This window comes from sulfur-oxidizing endosymbiont of Gigantopelta aegis (assembly GCF_016097415.1).
Taxonomy (GTDB): Bacteria; Pseudomonadota; Gammaproteobacteria; order GRL18; family GRL18; genus GRL18.
Map to the genome: position 1 here is coordinate 146,500 of NZ_JAEHGE010000002.1, position 15,779 is coordinate 162,278.

Sequence of the window (15,779 nt, forward strand, 5' to 3'; positions counted from 1 at the left end):
AGCTACAACTCGGTTTCTATGGCTTCAAGCACTTGGGCAATGTGTTCTTTTACTTTCACTTTGCGCCATTCTTTAACCAGCACGCCCTTAGCATTAATCAAAAACGTACTGCGCTCAATGCCCATATGGACTTTACCATAGAGTTTTTTCTCTTTTATGACATCAAATAGATTGCAGATGGTTTCTTCTTTGTCGGCAATTAAATCAAAGGGAAATTCATGCTTGGCCTTAAAGCCTTCGTGGACTCTAACACTGTCTCTGGAAAGGCCAAAAATTTTAATGCCCTTACTTTCAAAGGCGGCATAATTATCCCGAAAATCCTTACCTTCCTGAGTACAGCCAGGGGTATTATCCCGAGGATAAAAATAGAGTAATATGGCACTGCCTTTATAATCACTGAATTTAAAATCAATGTCGCTGGTGGCAGGGCCTGAAAAATTAGGCACTTTTTTACCGATTTCAACTTGGCTCATAAATTTCCTTAGATCAAATATATTTTTTTGAAATTAAAGTCTTGGTGCTTCAATTGAAGCATCCAGATTCATATCTTCACAGAGGTCTAAAAAGTCATCTCTGAGATCGTTAACGATAATAGTAGGTGGTACGGTGATCACCAATTCAACGGCAAACATCTGCGTACCGGTATGGGGTGCTGGATAACGATCCGTTTGCATGCTTTGGATATTAATTTCCCGAGAGGAAAAGAAATCAGCCAACTTATAGACAATGCCTGGATTATCCATAGCTAACACTTCGACAATATAGGGGATGTTTTGTTCAGGCTTTTTATCATTGGTATGCTTACTTATAATATTGAGCGCTAGTGATGATGCTTGCTGCTTTAGCAATTGCTCTATGTTTTTGAGTTCGTCTTCAGAGCCTGAGATGAGCAGAATGATGGCAAATTCTCCGCCTAATACGGTCATGCGGCTGTCATCGATATTACCTTGATTCTGTACGATGATTTCGGATAGGGCATTAACAATGCCGGGGCGATCACTGCCGATGGCAGAAATAACCAATTGGTTGGACTTATTTACAGTATGAGTTGTCATAGAATGGTGAATCTCGCTATGGTTTATAAACTATTTATAGAATATCTAAATTATTGTCCACATAGCCGAAGAAATAAAGCTTTTGTCATTGTTTGTTTCATCTGTTTACTGCATAGAACGTCAAAATTCACTCATAGCGAGTCTCTAGTGCCCCTGCTTTTTATAATATACAGTGGTTTTCTGTATGGGAATCAAGGATAATAGGGCGCAATTTAATTGGCTCTGGCTTTCCTTGTTCCACATTGTTGGTATCTTGGGCAGTTTTTATGATTGGAGATGGTAAATGTTTAGTGGCAGTATGGTTGCTTTGGTGACACCGATGCATGCAGATGGTCGTGTGGATCAAGCGTCCCTAGAAAAACTGGTTGAATTTCATGTTGAAAATGGCACCGATGCTATCGTGGCCATGGGGACGACAGGTGAGTCAGCGACTCTCGATGAAAAAGAACATTGCAAGGTTTTAAAGCAAGTTGTTGAGATGGCTAAAAATCGTATTCCGATCATTGCGGGCACGGGTGCGAACTCCACCTCAGAAGCCATTGAACTGACTCAATGTGCTATGGATGCAGGGGTTGATGCCTGCTTGCTAGTAACGCCTTATTATAATAAGCCCACTCAGGAAGGCTTGTATCAGCATTTTAAAAAAATCGCTGAAAGCGTTGCCATACCACAGATATTATATAATGTACCGGGTAGAACTGCCGTTGATATGTTGCCAGAAACCGTTGCTCGCCTAGCTGGTATTGCCAATATAGTGGGCATTAAAGAAGCTACCGGCGATATTCAGCGTGGGGTGCAAATTATTGAAGAATGTGGCGACCAGTTAGATATTTATTCGGGTGATGATGCCACTGCGATGGAGTTGATCCTCTTGGGTGCGAAGGGTGATATTTCAGTCACTGCCAATGTTGCCCCTAAGGCAATGCATGAAATGTGTGCAGCGGCATTAGCGGGTGACAGAGAAACGGCCAGTGCCATTAATGACCGTTTGCTTGGCCTGCATAGTAAACTATTTGTTGAGTCTAATCCTATTCCAGTAAAATGGGCGCTATATGAAATGGGCTTGATTCCCGATGGTATTCGCTTACCTTTGACGGTGCTGGATGCGCAATACCATGATGTTGTTCGTGATGCTATTAAGCAAGCATCATGATATGAATAGAATAACTAGAACATAATAAATTTGATTTGAAAAAGTAACCCAATAGAACAGGTGTATGATGAAATATAGTGCGACTGAATATAGTGCGACTAAATATAATAATAAGAGCCTCAGCTCAGAAAAAGCGAGTCATCAGTTTGCTAAATTAGCACTGGTTGTTGCCATTTCGTCTGCACTGATCGCCTGTGATTCTATGCCGGATCTGGATGATACCTTCGCCGGTAGAAAAGTAGATTATAAAAAACAAAGTCGTGATGTGGCTACCCTGGAAATTCCACCGGATCTCACCACCGCGACCTATGATGAAATGATGGTAGTACCGGATATTAATACCGGTGGTAATGCTTCTTATCAGGATTATGCTAAGGAACGCCAGGGTAATCGTGTCGTGGTTGACAAAGTATTGCCCGATCAAAACAATATTGAGCTAGTCCGTGATGCTGACGATGTGCGTTACCTGGTCATTAAGGGGACTAAGGCTCAGGCATGGGAAAAAATGCGTGAATTCTGGCTTAATAGCGGTATGCTGATTAAGCGTGAGAACCCGAATACCGGTATTTTAGAAACAGAATGGTCTGAAAACCGTGCTGATATTCCACAGGATTTTATTCGTTCCGCGTTAAGTACGGTGCTTGAGTCTTTCTATTCTGCGGGCACTCGAGATAAATATCGGGTACGTATTGAAACGGGCGATCAAGCGGACAAGATTAATCTCTACCTAACCCATTATGGTATGGAAGAGGTAATTGAAAATGAAACGACAGAGCGGACGATTTGGAAATCGCGTCCCAGAGACCCCGAGTTAGAAGCAGAAATGTTGGGTCGTATGATGGTCTATATGGGTGTTGAAGAGCAAAAAGCGAAAGCCTTATTGGCTCGCTCAGCAACCAAGAAAGTGGATCGAGCCACTATTTCTCGAAATGCACAGGGTAATTCACGCTTAGTCGTGAAAGAAACCTTCCCACGTGCATGGCGTCGTACCGGCGTTGCTCTGGATCGTATCAGCTTTGTAGTGGAAGATCGTAGCCGTGCAGATGGTATTTATTTTGTACAGTACAATGATCCCTTGGCAGAAGAAAATGATGATGGCTTCTTCTCTGGTCTGAAGTTCTGGAAAGACAAAGTGGCTGTTGATCAGAGTAAGTACCAAATCAAACTCTTTTCTCGTGGTGATGATACCGTTATTCTGGTCTTGGATTCTAATGGTCAGCCGGATACATCGAAGACCTCCTATCGTATCCTTAACCTATTATATGAGCAGTTAAGATAAATTGAATACTGTTTGAAGGGCTTTTGCGAGTCCTTCAAATTATGCCATTCCCTATTTTCAAGGACTTCAATGCAGACTGCTGTGAGTACTTCATCACTTGATGTGCTGAATCGCGTTTTTGGCTATAGCGCCTTTCGCGGTGAGCAGGAAGCCATTATCAATCAGGTGATATCCGGACAGGATGCCCTGGTGTTGATGCCAACCGGTGGCGGTAAGTCATTGTGTTATCAAATCCCCTCTATTGTTCGTGCTGGCACGGGTATCGTGGTGTCGCCATTGATTGCCCTGATGCATAATCAGGTCACTGCGCTCAAATTGCAGGGTGTGGCGGTGGCATTTCTTAATTCCAGTTTATCGTTTCAAGAAGTACAGGCCGTTGAAGGTCAGTTAATGCGTGGTGAACTGGACTTGCTCTATGTCGCACCAGAGCGCCTCTGTCAGGAACGCACACTGAATCTTTTGCACCAAATAGATGTGGCCTTATTTGCCATTGATGAAGCCCATTGTGTCTCGCAATGGGGGCATGATTTCCGTCCGGAATACATTCAACTGTCCATCTTGCATGAACAATTCCCTCAAGTGCCCCGTATTGCCCTCACTGCGACTGCAGATGAAAGTACCCGCAAAGAAATTTCCTTACGTCTGGATCTGGGGGCTGCTGATTTATTTATCAGTAGCTTTGATCGCCCCAATATTCGTTATCGGGTCCAACAAAAAAATAATGCCCGTGCGCAATTATTACAGTTCATCAATTCGGAACACCCTCAGGATGCCGGTATTGTTTATTGTTTGAGCCGTAAAAAAGTTGATGAAACAGCAGCATGGTTAGCAGAGCAGGGTATTAAAGCCTTGCCCTACCATGCCGGTTTATCGGCCAATGTACGACAATTACATCAGGAACGCTTTTTAAGGGAAGATGAAATCGTCATTGTGGCCACCGTGGCCTTCGGTATGGGCATTGATAAACCCGATGTGCGTTATGTGGCACACATGGATTTACCAAAGAGTATTGAGGCTTATTATCAGGAAACTGGTCGTGCAGGCCGCGATGGCCTACCAGCTGATGCCTGGATGGTCTATGGTCTACAAGATGTCATCATGTTACGCCAAATGTTATCCAGTTCTGAGGCCATTGAAGAAGTTAAACGGCTGGAACAACGTAAATTAGAAGCGATGCTGGGCTTTTGTGAGATTATTTCTTGCCGCAGGGCAAGTTTATTAGGTTATTTTGGCGAACAACCAGAGCCAAGGTGTGGCAATTGTGATAATTGCCTGGAACCGGTGGAAAGCTGGGAAGGCACGACTGAGGCACAAAAAGCACTATCCTGTGTGTTTCGTACCGGCCAGCGTTTCGGGGTAAATTATTTAATTGATGTCTTGCGGGGTAAATTGACGCCTCGTATCGAACAATTTCGCCATAATGAAGTATCTACTTTTGCTATTGGTCAAGAGCTGACAGAAGTACAGTGGCGCTCCGTATTCCGTCAATTAATGGCCAGAGGCTTATTGGCGGTAGATATGGATGGTTATGGCTCACTGAAGTTGACCGAAGATAGTCGCCCGATACTCAGAGGTGAGGAGACAGTGCATTTTCGTAAGGACATTGTTAGAGCGAAAAAAGCCCCACGCCGGAAAAAAACCAGTACCGTTTATTCCAGTTATTCTGATCATTCAGAAGAAAAAAAGATTTGGGAAGCACTACGAACAAAGCGCACCGAACTGGCCCAAGAGCAAGGTGTACCGGCCTACATTATTTTTCATGATGCGACTTTAATGGAAATGGTTGAACATCATCCCGTGAGCCTACATGAATTGAGCCAAATCAGTGGTGTGGGAGCGAGTAAGCTGGAAAAATATGGGGATGAGTTTCTTGAAGTGCTGATGGCGATGGAATAGGCTTTGGCTTTGGCTCTTGATTTTCCGCCCAAAGCGAAGCGTCCTCCTGCAAGCCCAAACCTTCCCCTTGTCACCCGACGAAATCAACTATTCGAGCGACCCTTTTATAGTCGGTTCTGCCAAGCATGCAGTTTTTGCTGCGCAGAACGTGTCGCGTGAACTGAGCTTTGTATATGCTGAGTCCAGTTCTTAAGTCCTTTGAATTGCGTATCAGGATAGCTGAAATCTTGGCAGATATCTTCTGCTTCAGGCACATAGCCATCAGCATCTGCGAATTTTTTTACATCATTGCAAAATATATCAAGTTTAGTGTAATGAAACATTCTTAACTCCTTTTGTTATTAAACAACAACCGCTGCAATTTTACAGTTCACTACGAATAGATGGATCAACTGATTTATTCAGCGATACTCATCTGAAAAACGCATTAAATTTGTCAGATGTATTGTTAACTATGGAAGAGGAAAAAGGATAGAGCAAGAAAATAAACGAAAAAAAAGGGCTTATTTTATAATTGGTTTAGAATTCAAGATGTTGATGATGAATGCTGATTGAAAAGTAACCAGTGTAATTTAATGTCATGAAATATAAATGAATTTTTATATTTCATGATAGGCTTTAGAGGGAGGTAAGGCTTATTTCTTAACGATTTTATCCTGTTTTAACTGAATAAAATCTAACAGAATATGTGCCGACTCCATTAGGAAGGTATGGCTGTCACTGTCTTTTTTATCTTTTTCTTTCTCATCATCATGATCTTCATTCAGACCAAGCACATCATCCTTTTCATCCAGTTCTTTAATGTCTTTAAAGGGCTTCTCACCTTTGGCAATGCGGCGCTTGTTTTCAATGTCCAATTGTTCCTGACGGGATTCCTGATATTCTTTTTGTCTAATTTTATAGTTTAGAGAAAGCGTTTTTTGATCTTTTTTCTTGTCAATACGTGCAACGGTCTCTTCAATGTAACGGAAGTCAGGATCACTTTTTGTTCGTTGTAGATGTTTTGCTTTGAGTGCAGGAAAGAGTTTGTTTAATTCAGGATAATGCTGGTAGTCGGCATTTTTGACTTGATCCCATGGTAAAGCTTCAGGTAGGGAGCTTTCTCCGATGTCATCTTTGTCATATAAGGCCGGAAAAAGTATATCGGGAATGACGCCCAAGTTTTGTGTGCTATCACCGGAAATACGGTAAAACTTCGCATGGGTAAGTTTGATTTGACCTTGCTCTAATTGCTGTAAGGCCTGCACAGTGCCTTTACCAAAGGTTTGATTGCCAATGATCAGCCCGCGTTTATAGTCCTGAATCGCACCAGCGAAAATCTCTGAAGCAGAGGCACTTAAACGATTAACTAAAACCGCCAATGGGCCATTGTAGATAATTTCATCACTATCATCGTTTAATTGTGCAATACGGCCATCGGCAGATTTAACTTGCACTGTGGGACCGGATTTAATGAATAACCCGACCAAAGAGTTTACTTCTTGTAGTGAACCCCCGCCATTGTTACGCAGGTCGATGATCAGACCATCGATATTGTCTTTTTGTAATTCTTTAATGAGTTTTTTGACATCACGGGTGGTACTTTTGTAATTGGGATCACCGGCCTGAGCAGCTTTAAAATCAATGTAAAAAGCGGGAATTTCAATGATACCTACTTTTTGCTTAATGCTATTATTGCTGATCTCAATGATTTCTTTTTTCGCCGCCTGTTCTTCTAGTTTGACCGTGTTGCGGACAATTTGAATGGTTTTGGTTTTATGTTCATCTTTGTCTTTTTGCGGAATCAGTTCTAAGCGTACCGTCGTGCCTTTTTTGCCACGGATCAGTTGTACCACGTCATCTAAACGCCAACCAATCACATCAACGACTTCGCCATCAACACCCTGGCCAACACCGACAATGCGATCACCAGCTTTGAGTTGTCCGGCTTTTTCTGCAGGCCCTGCAGGTACTAAGCGTTTGACTTTGGTATAGCCATCTTCTGACTGTAGCATGGCACCGATACCTTCCAAAGAAAGACTCATTTGGATATCAAAGTTTTCGGACACGCGAGGAGAAAAATACTGAGTATGGGGATCATAGGATTCAGCGAGAGCATTCATGTAGATTCTGAAGGCATCTTCATTATTGGTTTGTTTGATGCGATTGAGTTGATTTTTATAGCGTTTGGTCAGTAATTCCTGAATTTCTTTATCATCTTTGCCCGCCAGTTTAAAACTGATGATGACATTTTTTAATTGTTGCTTGGTGAGTTTGTTTTGCGCTTCCTTATTAGCAGGCCAAGGCAGTTTGTCTCGCTCGATCTCCAGTGTTTCATCCGTTGTGAAATCCAGCTCGTCGAAGTGGTTTTCCAGTAGGTTAAGGGTGTAAACTAAGCGTTCTGCATGACGTTTCTGATAAAGGTTAAAGGCTGTAAAAGCATTTTTGAGTTCACCACGACGAAAGTTGTTGTCGATAAGATAACGAAACTTCTCGAAGCGTTTGATATCTTCAGCGAGAAAAAAAGTGTGATTGGGATCCAGTGACTTGATAAAGGCATCAAACACTTTAGATGATAACTTGTCATCCAATACCATTTGACGATAATGTTGGTACTGAAGTTGTTTGGCAATGACAAAGCTGAGTTTAGCATGCTCTTTGTCCGGTACAACGGGATGGATATATTCTTCAGTCTGATAAACTTTAGCAACAGAAAATAAGGGCGTGCTGAGAAAAATCGTGGCAATGGCAATGGATAAAAATTTATTGAGCATAAATGACTTCTTCAGTTTTGTGTGTCATACACGGGTTAAACTACATTTTCAGATATTATGAGTATAGACAGTGATTTTAATTGTCCGTTCACTGCCTTTATAATACACCACTCATTGATGTTTCTGGCAATCTTTTTAAAATATAGTGATACTTTACCGGTTTTTAAATGAAATCAATGAAAAACAGTTAAAAATATTACTTTTTCACATAAAATTAGAGAGAATTTCACTCAATGGGACGTTATCGAGCACCACGGCCACCCTCATCAAAATACATTACCCCGGAGGGGAAAGCCCGCATGGAAGAAGAACTCAGTTATTTATGGAAAGTAAAACGTCCGGCAATAACGCAGACTGTTTCCGAAGCGGCTGCTCAGGGGGATCGCAGTGAAAATGCTGAATACATTTATGGTAAAAAACAACTTCGAGAAATAGACTCTAGAGTGCGTTTTTTATCGAAACGTTTGGATGATATGGTGGCAGTTGATCGCATTCCTGAAGATAAGAAAAAAGTCTTTTTTGGTGCCTGGGTGGAGCTGGAAGATGAATCGGGAACATTACAGCAATTTCGTATAGTGGGTCCCGATGAGTTCGATGTAAAGCGGGGTTTTATCAGCATGGATTCCCCTCTGGCACAGGCCATATTAAATAAACGTGAAGGGGATGACGTGGTCTTCCAAGGTCCTAAAGGAATGCTAGAATATTATTTGAATCGTGTCCAATACGAGGCGTTTTCTTAGTTTGTAAGCTTATATGTTTATAGGCTTAAACCTAAAAAAATCAGTTGAACCTACTGCGACCGCCTTATGCACTGAATCTTAAGGATTTTCCAGAACATTTTGACTTCACCCGTAGGGTGACTACGAATAAAGCCAAAATAACCTGTAAAACCCTTAATCTTTAGCACCTAAGTCGCTCTCGCTACGATTCAACTGATTATTTTAGGTTAAAGTCAGCTTCAGCGGTGGATTTGTCGATTGAAACGAGCAGCTCGCAATAAGTGTTTTCACTCATGGGATCATCATCACAATTGCATCCGGCGATGATTTCATTGAAGAAGATGCCGACTTTGATTTGAATGTGAGTGTTGTTTTCAGATGCCGAATTGATTAATGCGGCGATATTGGATGCATCGACTTTGCCCCCTTGAGTGGTTGCATGGTGTAGGGGTAAAGCGTTATCAGAAAGAGTCTGAAGTTCTTCTTTTAAGGTGCTTTTAAATGTCTCACTCCCCCAACTTTGCAAGGATTTAAGTAGTTGGGGCATGGCTTATTGAGCCTTGGGGATCAGCGCTATTTCATCACCGTGTTCTAATACGGTAAAGAGTTCAGCAAATTCTTTGTTGACGGTAAATTGCACGCTATCATTTTTAAAGGCGCGTTCCCAGCGCATTCCACGCTTACTTAAAAATGCCAGTAAATCTTCAATGGTTTTAACCTTTTCTGGTAATTCCAGCTCTTCTTCTTCTTTGGTAAACGCAATGAGTTTATCCATAAAATAAAGTATTTTTATGATGGCGGGGCCGTTATGCGTTTTGTCTGCTTCCCCACGATTTAAATGATATTTTTCTAGGGTTGCAAGGTAGTTTGCCCAATTTTTTTCATAATTCTCACCCAGCTCATAGAGTGTTTCCCATGAATAAATACCCTGATCATAGCCATCATCAAAAAACAGTCTTAGTGCATAACTTCCCTGTGCTTCAATGGAGTCAATATTGACATTGATTTTGCCAGCAACAGGTTCGTTAACGCTCTTTATTTCTGCTGATTTACCATGAGTTCTCAGGTATTCACAACTCAGCATATAATTTTCACCGGTATCAAAGCTGATTTCAAGTAAGCGTGATTTTTTGTGTAGATTAATTGCGATGGGATTATGTTCGGTCATATTTTTAACTTTGAGATTTATGTCATTGATATCATCAATGTGGGGATAAGTGTTGCAAAATTACAGGGTCAATGGGGTAATTAGGATATTTTTTTTGTAATTGTTGCAATGCATGTCGGGCATTATTGAGTTGACCATTATTGATAAATTGTTTTATTTCCACCAGTTTTTGTTCCGCTTCGTCGGTATTGTGCTGATTTTTGTGGGTGAGTATTTCTTGCTCAGGAATAATGATATTTTGAATCGTTGCCTCACTAAGAGCCGGTGCGTTGTTGAATTGAACTCTTTGCTGATATTTCATTGCAGCACTAGGTAAAGCACTTGGTGTAGCTTGCATTTTTGGCATTGGATTAGAGTCAAAGCGCAATTTACGTGTGTCTATGCTGGATTTTTCCACTTTTGCTTTGGGCTTTGATTTCTTTTTGCGTGCCAAAGAGGGCATGCTATCCATCTCTGTCATATCAGTTGTCATATCAGCTGTTATATTTGATGTAGAAACTGCCTCCATTGCTGCTTGAGGGAGGATTGCTTCTTCCGTTAGTTGTTGTTCTGCTTGCCAGGTATTGACTGCGAGCAGGCCGACTAAAGAAAATAATGCGATAGAGGCTGCCCATGAGCTTGGCTGAGTCCACCACGACTTATTGCTTGTGTTGACAGCATCTTTGGCAGCAGAGAGGATGTTTTTATCCAGTTCACTTGATGGTTTTTGACTATCACTGCTTTGATAAAGCTCAGACAGGTTGGAGTTTCCCTCTAAGTATTGGGAAAAAAATACCTCATCTGTTGGTGTGGCGGTGGTGGATTTATCAAATGTTTTTTTCATAAGGTCTTATTGATCACTGTTTGTTTTTGTATATCCGTGATACTGGGATATAAGTGCTGACGTAATTTCTTGATCGCATAGCGTAAACGACTTTTGACACTCTCATAGGAACTATCGGTTACTTGAGCGATGTCTGCTAATGATAAGCCGTTTTTTTCATGTAATAAAAATACTTCTCTTTGCTCATGGGGCAAGTCATCGATTCCTTGGAGTAGTCGCTGTTGCAACTGCTCTGTTTGCAATGTGTTGTCAGGTGTTTCGACGCTTGTTCCTGATTTTTCTATGGCCTTGTCTAATTCGGCTTCAGCATTTTCGGTGTCTGCTAATGAGCGAACCAGATGTAATGCCTGGTGTTTACTTTGGCGATAATGATCGAGCAAACGATTGCGAGCAATGGTGTAGAGCCAGGTTTTAAAGGATGCATCCTGTTTGAAACGTGAACGGGATTTGATCAGGTTTAGCCATACATCTTGATGCAATTCATCGGCGCTACTGGTCGATTGTGTCTGACGAAATAAATAATGATAGATAGCATTTTTGTAGCGCAGATAAAGTATCTCGAATGCGGCTACATTACCTTGCTGGTAGGCGTGAATTAACTGCTCATCCGTTTGTTCGTCTGTCACCTGATCATTTTTCCATGTGTTAATTATAGACGTAGATGATGCTAAAAAGGGTTTTTTATTTTGCACTGTATTTGTTTACAGTCAGTCTACCTAAAGACAGGAGGGCATAAATAAACAGGCCGGGATCAAATAAATAATCCCATAAATTATGGCTTTCCAATACGCCTAATTGATAGGCTAGGGTGGCTGAGGTGAGGCAAACTAATAATAGCAGGTTGTTTTTAATGAGTGCCAGCCACATGAGCATGGTTAGAACAATAATAAATAAAGTGGGAATTAAGCGACCATGGTCGGTATTTATGAATCCCCAAGCATAGGGATCAATTGTGCCATAGCCCAAGGCGGTGGGGTAAAAAAAGAGACCGCAGAGTACGATGATGCTATAAAGTAGTGGTGTCGAGGATTGGCTTTTCTCAGTGTTCGTTGCAGTGCTGAAATAATAGCTTAATAAAATCAGCGATGTGATACTGAGAGCATTAATAAGTCCACGCACGTAGAGGTTGATACTATCACCTGAAATGGGCATAAATGAAATGACAAATAATAGACTGGCAAAAAAATAACTGCTCTGATGACTGACTTTAACAAGGAGTAATAGGCGTAATAAGATTGCGGCTAAAAGCAGGGAGATACCACTAAGCCCAATAATACTGCTTAAGGGCAGCATTTGAAAATCGAAAATGGGAAAATTCATTGTGATTTCCCTGCTGTTTTAGAATTGTTACTGAGTAGCCAGGACTTATTAAACACTGCATGTTTTATGTGACTTTTGTGCCAAGTATACAAGAGGTGAATGTTGCCATTTTGTGTTTGTAACAGCCAGGGGTAAGAAAACTGCTGGCTCTTATCGGGAGGAACTAAGACATTTTTCTCGACTACTTGTGCCAATTGCCATGTTTCTCCTGCATCTTGGGAGATCGCGAGGGAAAGATCATCGCGCTCCTGAGGATCATTATTATAAGCCAATAATAAATCATGATTATCGTTCAGAGTCAGACCAATAATTCCCGCACCGGGGTTGGCTAGTGTGCTTTTTTTTACGGCTGACCAACTTTGCCCAGCATCGCTGCTGTGCTGAATGAGTATACGATTAGGAGGGGGGCCTTGATAACGCATCATAGCAATGGCATTTTTTTCTGAGGTAGGGAAAATAATGGGTTGTAATGAGGTTTGTCCCCAGGACAAACGGGTTTTATGAATGACTTCACCCTGGCTGTTGAGCTTTAATAATTCGCCAAATTTCCCTAATAACTCATGATAAACCGGTAGTCCGATACTGCCATCAGCATAATGAATGGCGCTGCCTTTGATGAGGGTACTGAGGTTCAAAAAAGGGGAGGTGATTAGTCGTTTAGGGCTTGACCAGGTATGCCCTTCGTCATGTGATTGGGTTAAATTAATGGCACTACCAGCCCAGCCACCCACGGAGACACTGACATAAAATAGCCAGATGCTATTATCCGGCCCGCGAGTGACCACGGGATTACCTAATTTACGAATATAACGGGAGGTACCATTACGGGTGAATAGACGGGTAATGAGCTCCTTGTCTTGTCCCCATTGCTGGGTACTATTATCCCAGATGTTTTGATAAATGCTGACATCCTGATGGCCTTCCCGTGTGCCACCATACCAAAAGGCCATCACATTGTTGTTCGCCAGTTCTATGGCTGTGGGACTATGGACTTCCAGGGTTGACTCATGGGAGGTAAAACTACTATGAAAAAAGGCCTTATTTTTAGCTGACTTGTCTTTAGCTGACTTATTGTTATCCAAGCCAGTCTTGTTTGAGTTATCACTTAAAGGACTTAGTTGAAACTCAACTTTGACGGCAGGATTAAAAAGTGAGCCAGTGATGGGCAATAGAGAAATCAAGCCCAGAATAAACACGAGTTTATGACTTAAATTAGTCTTTGTGGCATGAGTTGATGAAGTCATATTGTTTTAAACAAGCATAATGCTGGCAAGACCAAGAAAGGCAAAAAAGCCGACGACATCGGTGACGGTGGTGAGAAAAACACCGCCTGCTAAGGCTGGATCTGCACCGGCTTTATCGAGTAATAAGGGAATAACAACACCGGAAAAAGCCGCGACCACTAGGTTGATTACTACTGCGAAACCGATAACGATAGCCAGTGTTTGACTGGAAAACCAGAAACCGGAAATAATGGCCAAAACTAATGCCCAGAGTATGCCATTGATAAGACTGACGGATAATTCTTTGATCATCAGACTTTGATAATTTTTGCTACTGAGTTGCCCTAAGGCCATGCCACGTATCACCAATGTGAGTGTTTGACTGCCTGCGACACCGCCCATGCTGGCGACGATAGGCATTAATACCGCTAAGGCAACGACTTTTTCTATGGTAACTTGAAACATGCCAATAACGCTGGATGCGAGCAAGGCGGTTAATAAATTCACCCCCAACCAAAGTGCGCGGCGCTTGCTGCTGCTGAATACCGGCGCGAACATATCGTCTTCTTCACTTAAGCCTGCCTGACTCATAAAAGTGTGCTCACCTTCATCACGGATGACATCAACAATATCATCAATGGTAATGCGTCCCAGCAGATAGCCTAGGTCATCGACAACGGGCGCAGTGATTAAGTCACGACGTTCAAATAAGGCGGCGACTTCTGTTTGCTCGGTACTGGCATTAATGCCGCGTAGCTTAGTATTCATGACACTGGCAACAGATAATTCGGGATCACTGGTTAATAAGTCGGATAGGTATAAAACGCCCTGATAAAATCCGGCCTTATTGACCACGATAAGATTATCAGTGGTGTCGGGTATTTGGCCTAAAAAACGCAGATAGCGCATCACGGTTTCAAGGCTAATATCTGTGCGGATTGAAATAGTATCGGTGTTCATTAAGCCACCGGCACTGTCTTCAGCATAGGATAGTACGGATTCTAAACGTTCCCTATGTTGGGTTTCCATAGATTGCAAAAGTACCCGACTGACCACATCAGGCATGTCGGGTAATAAGTCGGCCATGTCATCGTGATCCATGGTACGGGTGGTCACAACCAGTTCATTGGTTGGCATGGATTCGATGAATTGTAGACGGATATAGTCGTTCAGATGGGTGAGGGTTTCACCCTTAAGTTCGATGGCAACTAGTGCCCAGATGCGGGCGCGTTGTTCTTCATCAGGTAGTGATTCGATTAAAAAGGCAATTTCTGCAGGGTGTAAAGAGTTGACCAGTGTCTGTACACTGGATTCCTGGCCTTTATCAATCGCAACATAGACAGGGGCAAGTTGTTCTTGCAGTTGTTGCTCTTGTAATTGTTGTTCCTGGGCCAGTGGCATTGGCTCCCCTTTTTTTACCTGATACTCTATTGGTATTTTATAAGGGACCGATCAACCTGCTTTATACTTAAATGTAGGATGTGGTGAGGAACGAAGCGCATCAAAGGCTTTAAATAAACGTTTTTGATGCGCTTCGTTGCACTCACCACATCCTACAAGTGTAAAGATAAATGGGCTTACTGGGTCAGTCCCCTTACAATACGCGGAGCTGAATCTTTATGTTGCTATGTAAGATAATAGTTTAACATATTGCTATTGAATATTTGTAACTATTCTTCATCAAAGCGATGCTTGATTAAGAGTTCTAATGCCGCAACGGCTTCTTTTTCATCATTGCCATTGATGACGAGAGTGACTTCTATTCCCTTGCTGGCAGCCAGCATCATGACACTCATAATACTTTTGCCATTGGCAGATTTAGTGCTTGTTTTGAGTTCGATATTGGATTTAAAACTACTGGCAAGGGTCACTAGTTTGGCTGCAGCGCGAGCATGCAGGCCTAGTTTGTTGGTAATGGTCAGTGTGCGCTCAATCATTTTGCTACAGAATCAGTCGTTTGATTAACAATGAAAATACTATCACTGGCACTGGAACAAGCTTTTTCTGCCAGGTCATGCAAGCTCAGGTGTGCATAGTTCATAATTCGAACTAACATCGGCAGGTTAATGCCGGTGACGATTAGGCATTTGTTAGGGGCTCTTTTTTCGGTCAGTTTGGCGGCGATATTGCTGGGGGTTGAGCCGTAAATATCAGTCACAATGAGCAACTCGTCGTTGTCACCCAATGTGTGGCAAAATGCGCGAGCTAATTCATAGCCTTGCTCTATATCCATTTGCGAGGTGATTTTTAGGTTGTGGCAAACAATGGGAGAAACGCCCATCATATTGGTTGCAGTACTGAGAATACTACTGCCTATGTTGTCGTGAGTGATGAGTAGCAGCGTGACACTCATGTCATCATGCCCTTAAAAAAGTGGAAGATGGCAAGAT

General features: G+C 42.2%; 17 protein-coding genes. 4 read left to right on the plus strand and 13 right to left on the minus strand.

Annotation, left to right across the window (positions count from 1 at the left end):
• Positions 1-2: 2 nt before the first annotated feature.
• Both JEU79_RS22830 and JEU79_RS22835 read right to left on the minus strand, forming a co-directional pair.
• On the minus strand, positions 3-473 hold the full coding sequence (locus JEU79_RS22830) for a peroxiredoxin (protein ID WP_198266246.1): 471 nt from the start codon (positions 471-473) through the stop codon (positions 3-5).
• Positions 474-506: 33 nt separating this feature from the next.
• On the minus strand, positions 507-1,055 hold the full coding sequence (locus JEU79_RS22835) for a glycine cleavage system transcriptional repressor (RefSeq protein WP_198266247.1): 549 nt from the start codon (positions 1,053-1,055) through the stop codon (positions 507-509).
• 283 nt (positions 1,056-1,338) lie between these two features.
• On the opposite strand from JEU79_RS22835, the gene dapA reads away from it, so the two are divergent.
• The 3 genes from dapA to recQ all read left to right on the plus strand — a co-directional run bounded on the left by dapA (position 1,339) and on the right by recQ (position 5,383).
• On the plus strand, positions 1,339-2,208 hold the full coding sequence (gene dapA / locus JEU79_RS22840; RefSeq protein ID WP_198266248.1) for a 4-hydroxy-tetrahydrodipicolinate synthase: 870 nt from the start codon (positions 1,339-1,341) through the stop codon (positions 2,206-2,208).
• A gap of 67 nt (positions 2,209-2,275) precedes the next feature.
• Positions 2,276-3,487, plus strand: a complete 1,212-nt coding sequence (gene bamC / locus JEU79_RS22845; protein WP_214660664.1) for an outer membrane protein assembly factor BamC — start codon at positions 2,276-2,278, stop codon at positions 3,485-3,487.
• 69 nt (positions 3,488-3,556) lie between these two features.
• On the plus strand, positions 3,557-5,383 hold the full coding sequence (recQ, locus tag JEU79_RS22850) for a DNA helicase RecQ (protein WP_198266250.1): 1,827 nt from the start codon (positions 3,557-3,559) through the stop codon (positions 5,381-5,383).
• 104 nt (positions 5,384-5,487) lie between these two features.
• Here the strand turns inward: recQ and JEU79_RS22855 are convergent, their stop codons facing one another.
• Together JEU79_RS22855 and JEU79_RS22860 are read right to left on the minus strand one after the other, a co-directional pair.
• On the minus strand, positions 5,488-5,706 hold the full coding sequence (locus JEU79_RS22855) for a hypothetical protein (RefSeq protein WP_198266251.1): 219 nt from the start codon (positions 5,704-5,706) through the stop codon (positions 5,488-5,490).
• A 312-nt stretch (positions 5,707-6,018) separates the two neighbouring features.
• Complete coding sequence (locus tag JEU79_RS22860; protein WP_198266252.1) at positions 6,019-8,136, minus strand: carboxy terminal-processing peptidase; 2,118 nt, start codon at positions 8,134-8,136, stop codon at positions 6,019-6,021.
• Positions 8,137-8,369: 233 nt separating this feature from the next.
• Here JEU79_RS22860 and greB point away from each other — a divergent pair, with 233 nt between their 5' ends.
• Complete coding sequence (greB, locus tag JEU79_RS22865; RefSeq protein ID WP_198266253.1) at positions 8,370-8,876, plus strand: transcription elongation factor GreB; 507 nt, start codon at positions 8,370-8,372, stop codon at positions 8,874-8,876.
• Between the two features lie 196 nt (positions 8,877-9,072).
• Here greB and JEU79_RS22870 read toward each other — a convergent pair whose 3' ends face one another.
• The 9 genes from JEU79_RS22870 to JEU79_RS22910 all read right to left on the minus strand — a co-directional run bounded on the left by JEU79_RS22870 (position 9,073) and on the right by JEU79_RS22910 (position 15,742).
• The gene (locus JEU79_RS22870) at positions 9,073-9,402 is read right to left on the minus strand and encodes a glucosamine--fructose-6-phosphate aminotransferase (RefSeq protein WP_198266254.1); all 330 of its coding nucleotides are present in this window, start codon (positions 9,400-9,402) and stop codon (positions 9,073-9,075) included.
• 3 nt (positions 9,403-9,405) lie between these two features.
• Positions 9,406-10,023, minus strand: a complete 618-nt coding sequence (locus tag JEU79_RS22875) for a gamma-butyrobetaine hydroxylase-like domain-containing protein (protein ID WP_198266255.1) — start codon at positions 10,021-10,023, stop codon at positions 9,406-9,408.
• Positions 10,024-10,057: 34 nt separating this feature from the next.
• Entirely contained in the window at positions 10,058-10,846 is a 789-nt protein-coding gene (locus JEU79_RS22880) for a hypothetical protein (RefSeq protein ID WP_198266256.1), read from the minus strand.
• A complete protein-coding gene (locus JEU79_RS22885; protein ID WP_198266257.1) occupies positions 10,843-11,472 on the minus strand; it encodes a sigma-70 family RNA polymerase sigma factor in 630 nt (209 codons plus the stop codon). Before JEU79_RS22885 ends, JEU79_RS22880 begins: the two co-directional genes overlap by 4 nt.
• A 55-nt stretch (positions 11,473-11,527) precedes the next feature.
• Positions 11,528-12,166 (minus strand): hypothetical protein, encoded by a 639-nt coding sequence (locus JEU79_RS22890; RefSeq protein WP_198266258.1) that lies wholly within the window; start codon positions 12,164-12,166, stop codon positions 11,528-11,530.
• On the minus strand, positions 12,163-13,410 hold the full coding sequence (locus JEU79_RS22895; RefSeq protein WP_198266259.1) for a sialidase family protein: 1,248 nt from the start codon (positions 13,408-13,410) through the stop codon (positions 12,163-12,165). The genes JEU79_RS22890 and JEU79_RS22895 overlap by 4 nt, the downstream gene beginning before the upstream one ends.
• Before the next feature lie 6 nt (positions 13,411-13,416).
• Positions 13,417-14,790, minus strand: coding sequence for a magnesium transporter (gene mgtE / locus JEU79_RS22900; RefSeq protein WP_198266260.1), 1,374 nt, complete (start codon positions 14,788-14,790; stop codon positions 13,417-13,419).
• Positions 14,791-15,059: 269 nt separating this feature from the next.
• Positions 15,060-15,326, minus strand: coding sequence for an HPr family phosphocarrier protein (locus JEU79_RS22905; RefSeq protein WP_198266261.1), 267 nt, complete (start codon positions 15,324-15,326; stop codon positions 15,060-15,062).
• Positions 15,323-15,742 carry a PTS sugar transporter subunit IIA gene (locus tag JEU79_RS22910; RefSeq protein WP_198266262.1) on the minus strand — a complete coding sequence of 140 codons (420 nt, stop codon included), beginning with the start codon at positions 15,740-15,742 and terminating at the stop codon, positions 15,323-15,325. The genes JEU79_RS22905 and JEU79_RS22910 overlap by 4 nt, the downstream gene beginning before the upstream one ends.
• Positions 15,743-15,779: the final 37 nt, after the last annotated feature.